This window comes from Coleofasciculus sp. G2-EDA-02, from assembly GCF_040226375.1.
Classification (GTDB): Bacteria; Cyanobacteriota; Cyanobacteriia; order Cyanobacteriales; family Coleofasciculaceae; genus Coleofasciculus.
Genome location: NZ_JAVKEW010000056.1, coordinates 22,712 through 29,173 on the forward strand (window position 1 = coordinate 22,712; position 6,462 = coordinate 29,173).

Below are 6,462 nucleotides of genomic sequence, written 5' to 3' on the forward strand. Positions count from 1 at the left end.
AACCCAGCTATAAGCAGTCGCGTATTTGTATGGATAATAACTTTGTAGGGGCGGGTTTCACAACTTAATTTTATTCTTGACCCTAATATGACTAAACCCGCCCGTCTCAATCATGGAGTGACATCCTCCCACACCAAATCAAAGATTATGGCGTGGGCTTCCCCAAATTACTTTGAGGATTTCCTGGTTACTCTATAGGAGAGGTTTCGACACTTGCCTAGATTGGTTTTCACCAACCCCCGGTAGATCGTCTGCACAGGCGCTTTCGGTTCCCGTCTGTCCAACGGTACTAATTAGCTTTATTCCTCGGTTTCGTATGACTTGACCACTAGCCACATCCCTATTGGTTTTGTAGCCACAATGAGGACAATCATGCACCCGAATGCTCAAGTCTTTTTTGACTTCCCCATCACATTCAGGGCATTGTTGAGAAGTCCCCCTAGCATCGACTTCGGCAAAGAACTTTCCACGCTTCCAGCACACATATTTGACAATGACTCTAAACTGCCCAAAGCCTGCGTCAAGCATTGAAGAGCCCAGCATTGCCTTGGCACTAATTCTATAGTCCAAATCTTCCATGAAAACCATATCACCAGCATCACAAAGGGCGTGAGCTTGCTGAAAATGAAAGTCCTTTCTGGTGTTATCAATTTGGTGGTGAAGTCTAGCCACTTTAATGCGTTGTTTTTCGTAGTTTTTTGACCGCTTCTTTTTTCTAGACAGTCGGCGTTGCAGCAATTTCAGCTTGCTTTGCATTGTCTTAAAAAACTTGGGCGGCTTGACAACAGCACCATCACTGGTAGCCAAAAATTTATCCAAGCCCACATCTACCCCGATCGGATGTCCGTGGGGCTTAGGGTCAGGAACACTGACATCACATTGAATGTTGATTGACGCATACCATCGGTCAGCTTTCCGTATTATTCGTACTTGTTTTACTACAAATCCAACCGGAATAGGTCGATGTAAATTGATAAGAATCGCGCCTATTTTAGGGAGTTTAATATGCAAATCGGTTACGGGATTATCCTTGAACTGCGGAAACAGTAACGATTTGAACTGCCCAAGCTTTTTGAATCGAGGAAAGCCAAATCCACGAGATCTAAAGTCGTCCCAACCTTTATGCAACTGCTTAATTGTTTGCTGGAGAACTTGGGAAGGAACTTCCTTTAACCGAGGAAATTCTTTTTTAGCCTTAGGCAAATTGTTAAGCTGTTGAACCTCGTTGGGAAACTTGGCATCTACGGGTATGATGTATTCTTTTTCAAGAGAACATCTATCAATCAAACATTTACGACTATTGCACCAATCTTTTATCTGGAGCAAGGCATAGTTATATGCACTGCGACAGACTTCCATCCACTCAATCAAGCGTTGCTCTTGAGTGGCGTCGGGGTAGATTCGGTAGCGATAGTTTAGGGTCAGCATTCTAGTATTATGCGGTATTTACTAGCCAACGTCAACCTGTTAACTGTTAATTTTGGGGATATCGAATCCCGTAAAATTAACTTGGGGGAGTCCATGTATCCCACACCTCCTAAAAGGTAGGATGTGGGTCTTATTGCTCCCCCAAACCCCTACGAAAAATATAAATGGGGTGAACTACCAATAAACTACGCAGATATCCAATATAGAGTAAGCCCAAGCTTTTGGCATTCCCCTGTGAAGTCTCCAAGTCCACATTCCCATAGGGGTCAGCGGTGGGAAGTTCAGGCGCTAGCTTGTTCCAACACCTGGGAGGAGTTTCGGATTAACTGAAGATAAAGGTCACTAACTTGATGTGCGACACCATCCCAGCTAAACTTTTCCTCTACCCGCCGTCTTGCCCTTTGACCCAATTGATTGCGCCAGTCGGGGTGAGACAGAATGCTGTCTATTGCTTCAGCAAAAGCTACCTCATCTTTAGGCGATGCCAGTAATCCGGTTTCTTCGGGTACGACAGTAAACTGCAATCCACCAACATCACTGGCAATAACTGGTGTACTACAAGCCATAGCTTCAATTGCCACTAGACCAAAGGGTTCATAGTGACTGGGAACAACGCAGACATCAGCAGCCGTATAGTAAACTGATAGAAGTTCATCGCTAATGCGTCCGGTAAATGTTGTAATATCCCTCATCCCCAGTTCATCAACGATTGCCTCAATCCGTTCTCGCTCAATCCCGTCACTTTGACCCGGACGAGATCCCCCGCCAATAATCAGTTTTACCTGTGGATAATGGCGTATCTGGGAGCAACCCACAGCGCGAACTAGCGTTTCTATGCCTTTGCGCGGATCAAAGCGTCCCACATAAAAGATGATTTTGTCGTCAGGATTCCATCCTAATTGTTGTCGTGCTTGAGTGCGGTCAATCGCCCCAAAGCGTTGAATGTCTGTGCCACAGGGAATAATCTCAATATTACCCTTACTCGAAACCAGCGATCGCATCTGGTCTTTTTCCTGGGGAGATGTAGCCACAGTGCGTTCGGCTGTCTCTAATACCGCTTTTTCCACTTCCAAGCGAGTACCAGCAATCATGGGGATCGCTTCTACTGACTGGTACTTTACCGCACCTAGAGAATGGTAGGTATGAACTTGGGGAATGGATTGCCGTTTTTTCCACTGCATCCCCACCCAAGCAGAAATCCAATAGTTGGTATGCACCAGGGAATAGCGAATACCTTCCCACTCCTGAAACCTCAGCAAATTATCTAAGAACTCGCTGGTATAGCCAAAGATCTTATCCCGTGGAACAAATGCATCTGGACCCCCTTTCAAACGAATAGTCCGACACCGTGGACTATGTTCTACAATTGTCAGATCATCAGGACTAGCTTTTCGGGTAAACATATCAACGTGCCATCCAAGGTGGGCAAGAGCTTCACCCAGATGGCGCACGTAAACATTCTGTCCACCCGCTTCTTCCTTGCCAATTTCTACAGCCGGGTCGCCATGAACTGAGATGAGAGCAATATGCTGTCTACGTTTACTGTTCATAAGTTGGTCTAATCCTCGATTTCAACAAGGGCTTGAGAAAGAATCTCTTTCAGGTTATGGAGGGCTTTACCAGACTAGACCACATATCACCTCACCATTGTTGTATTACAGCTTAAAGGTGCAGACTTAGCAAGAGCTGATGAAAAGAGCTGAATTTTACTCGTTTGAAAAGAGTATAGCTTCTAAACCCTAAAGTTGCAATATGTAAAAAAAAATTTAGTTATATGAAGATATCGCCAATGCTTCACCCGTACAGCAGCGTAAAGAGCAATGTCCGTGAAGTGTTTGTGACAGACGTAGTATGCTACGTCTCTACTCAGGGTATTTCACCGCAACCTGGTAGGGTAGGTAATTTCCCGCCTCCACTAGACAAAAAGGGATTCTAATCTGCTATGATAGTCAGGGTCATCTTGGAGAGGTGGCTGAGTGGTCGAAAGCGGCAGATTGCTAATCTGTTGATAGGTACGTAAGGCCTATCCGAGGGTTCGAATCCCTCCCTCTCCGTTCAATCAACTCCTTCGGTGGAACCAAGCCATTAGATTCACCGTTCACTAGACTGGCGTAGTCATAAGCCTGCTTATGGCGTGTGCACAACATGTTCCAGACGGTGGTTCATGATGACGAAGTGACTAAAGCAAGGCTTTGAGTAATGCCTGAAGCTTGAGTTGGATTTCTGCGAGTTCCTTGTCGGGCTCAGAACCAGCAACAATTCCCGCTCCCGCGTAGAGTCTAGCGCGGTAGGTGTTATCCTGAGTTGCAGAAAGTGGGTTGTTGTCGATTAATGCTGAACGAATACCGACGATGAATTCACAATTGCCTTGATAATCTATCCAACCCAATGGGGCTGCATATAGGGAGCGGTCAAAAGTTTCGTAGCGGCGGATCTGTTCTTGCACAATCTGGGTAGGGACACCTGCTACAGCAGGGGTAGGATGAAGTTGGGCGACAATATCTAGGGGATGGACATTGGTCAAAAGTTGTGCCTGAATCGGTGTCCACAAATGCTGAATGTTGGAGAGTTTGAGCAGTTGGGGAGCTGGTAAACATTGGGGGATGAGTCCCAACTCAGATAAACGTTGAGTGATAAAATCTAGCACAAATTGGTGTTCGCGCTGCTCTTTTTCAGAACCAAGCAAGCGCTCGCCAAAATCAGCGTCTTCAGCGGCTGTCATTCCACGGGGTGCTGATCCAGCTAAGGCATCGGTGATCAATAAACGCTCACGAATACTAATTAAGCGTTCAGGACTAGCACCGAGAAAGTTCTGTCCTTTACCATTACTAGCTGAAAAGATATAGCAATCAGGATGGCGTTGGCGCAGATTATCTAGGGAGTTAACGACATTAAAGGGCTGGTGCGAAAAAATATCAATGGCGTTAGCGAGAACAATTTTTCTAAATTGATTTGCCTGAATTGATTTTAAGGCTGATACAACGGCTGACTTAAAGGATTCAGCATTGATTGAGTTTGAATTTATTAATTGTGAATAATTAATGCTTGTCAGGAAACGGGGTTGATTTTCTGATCCTTTAATTTCAGCAATCTGATTGTATATTTCTTTCAGGAGTAATTTTAGGTTGACTTGAGGATCAACTTTAACATTAGCAACTAATGTATAGCGGTTTTTCCGACAAGCCACTTGCCAGCGAGGAAGAAAAATGGTAGCTGATGAAAATTGAGAATCTTTGCTTAAAGGAAAAAATGTAAAAAAGCAAAAAAAGTGAGGTCCGGCAAAAGAGATATTTTTTTTTCCTTCAGTCCAAATCCAAGTGTCTTTTAGATAATTATAGATGACGGTCTTGGCGTGTTGAAACCGATTAACTCCTTTAAGTTCAGTATAGATAGTCGCATCAACAGCAAGAATGGCTTCGTTCTCACTTCTTTTTTCTAAGTAAAACTGAAATTTTTGAGTTCCACCGATAATCTGGAGTACAGCCAGTGGATCGACCGTGGGAATTTCCACAGAAATACTGGCAATTTGAGTGCAGCCTTTCTCAAGAGATGCCTGCTGACAAGCGACAAGGAACTGGTATAACTCCTTGTGGTTTGGCAAGCGATCGGTATGAGATGTTGACACTTCCTCACTAAAAGACGAGGGATTCTTCCTTTCTGCCCAATCGCACAAATTATGAGCCAATGTTCCACATCCCCTTAAAGGCTTTCTCTAACCGCTTGAGTTTTTGTTGTAGCACTTGCGATTGTACTTTTCTCAGTTCAGGATTAGATTTTTTCGCTTGAGTCAATGCTACGGCTTGACTGTTATACTTTAGTGCGGGGACATCAGCCGGGATAATATATTCATACAGAATTGAGCAAACGTTAATCGGAGTTTTACGCGAGTTAACCCAATCTTTACGCTCTCTAAGGGCATCGTTGTAGACCTGACGAGATTGCTCTAGCCCGTCCGGAAAGATGGCTACCTGAGCGCTAGTTGGTTTTACTTTGAACTCGTAAATCAGATTAAACATTTGCAAGGATACCTGCAATATCGGTATTATCTTAGCATATTGTTACCTGTTGCCTAAGCCCGGAAAAATTGGAATGAAATTGCCAGATGGTCCGAAGTTGCCGTTTTTTGTGCAAACGCTGCAACTCATCGCTCAGCCGCTTAAATTTCTCGACACCTGTACTCAGCGTTATGGAGATACCTTTACCCTCCGCTTACTGGGGGCTAACTCCCCACCTGTAGTCTTTTTCAGCCACCCCCAGGCAATTCAATCCATATTTACCACTGAGTCTGACAAATTTGAGTTGGGTAAAGTTACTGATGTCTTCCGACCTCTGACGGGTTCGAGTTCGCTGATTATGTTAGATGGGCAGCAACACCAAGTCATGGGTGGACTTTTGATGCCCCCTCTGCATGGAAAACGTTTACCCACATACAGTCGGCTTATACGCGACATCACGACTGACGCGATCGCGGATTGGCAGCCCAGCTCATCTGTTCGCCTGCGGGACTACATGTCAGAAATTTCCCTCCAGGTCATCTTAGGAGTGGTGTTTGGTCTTAACTCTGGCGCTCGGTATGACAGGCTTAAACAACTCATTGAGCCATTCTTGAACGATATCACCTCCCCCTTGAACTCGATCCATTTTTTCTGGACACCGTTGCAGCAAGATTGGGGTCAGTGGAGTCCCTGGGGTAAGTTTGTGCGAAGCATGGACTTTTTACTGCCTGCATCGTCAGCCGTCATGCCTAGAGCAATTAAGACGAGAGTTAGACAGCGTGGGTCATCATCCTGAACCTGAAGCGATCGCGCAACTCCCCTATCTTACGTCATAAGCGATGGTGAAAGCCCTCGTGATTTATCCGAGGGATGAAACCGAGCAAGTCGTAAAGACAGCGGGATTTATCCCGCAATAACATTCTTAAGTGATATAATACAACCATAAACAGGGAGGTGATATTCTTGTACGGTTGTCAACAAGTATTATTAGATCCAAATAAAGAGCTAGCCGCAGTTCTAGAGTTTATTTGCGCTGAAG

The 6,462-nt window shown here is 44.9% G+C and carries 5 protein-coding genes and 1 tRNA gene; 2 read left to right on the forward strand and 4 right to left on the reverse strand.

Annotation, left to right across the window (positions count from 1 at the left end; translation table 11 throughout):
* Nucleotides 1–192 precede the first annotated feature (192 nt).
* Both RLO19_RS05650 and RLO19_RS05655 read right to left on the reverse strand, forming a co-directional pair.
* The gene (locus tag RLO19_RS05650) at nt 193–1,428 is read right to left on the reverse strand and encodes an RNA-guided endonuclease InsQ/TnpB family protein (protein WP_446354598.1); all 1,236 of its coding nucleotides are present in this window, start codon (nt 1,426–1,428) and stop codon (nt 193–195) included.
* Between the two features lie 281 nt (nt 1,429–1,709).
* On the reverse strand, nt 1,710–2,978 hold the full coding sequence (locus RLO19_RS05655) for a glycosyltransferase family 4 protein (RefSeq protein ID WP_446354600.1): 1,269 nt from the start codon (nt 2,976–2,978) through the stop codon (nt 1,710–1,712).
* 412 nt (nt 2,979–3,390) lie between these two features.
* On the opposite strand from RLO19_RS05655, the gene RLO19_RS05660 reads away from it, so the two are divergent.
* Nucleotides 3,391–3,482: transfer RNA gene (locus RLO19_RS05660), tRNA-Ser, on the forward strand.
* Nucleotides 3,483–3,607: 125 nt separating this feature from the next.
* Here the strand turns inward: RLO19_RS05660 and RLO19_RS05665 are convergent.
* Nucleotides 3,608–5,113, reverse strand: coding sequence for an isochorismate synthase (locus tag RLO19_RS05665; protein ID WP_446354602.1), 1,506 nt, complete (start codon nt 5,111–5,113; stop codon nt 3,608–3,610).
* Nucleotides 5,103–5,444, reverse strand: coding sequence for a helix-turn-helix domain-containing protein (locus RLO19_RS05670; protein ID WP_446354604.1), 342 nt, complete (start codon nt 5,442–5,444; stop codon nt 5,103–5,105). The genes RLO19_RS05665 and RLO19_RS05670 overlap by 11 nt, the downstream gene beginning before the upstream one ends.
* Nucleotides 5,445–5,517: 73 nt before the next feature.
* Here RLO19_RS05670 and RLO19_RS05675 point away from each other — a divergent pair, with 73 nt between their 5' ends.
* The gene (locus RLO19_RS05675) at nt 5,518–6,219 is read left to right on the forward strand and encodes a cytochrome P450 (protein WP_446354606.1); all 702 of its coding nucleotides are present in this window, start codon (nt 5,518–5,520) and stop codon (nt 6,217–6,219) included.
* Nucleotides 6,220–6,462 lie beyond the last annotated feature (243 nt).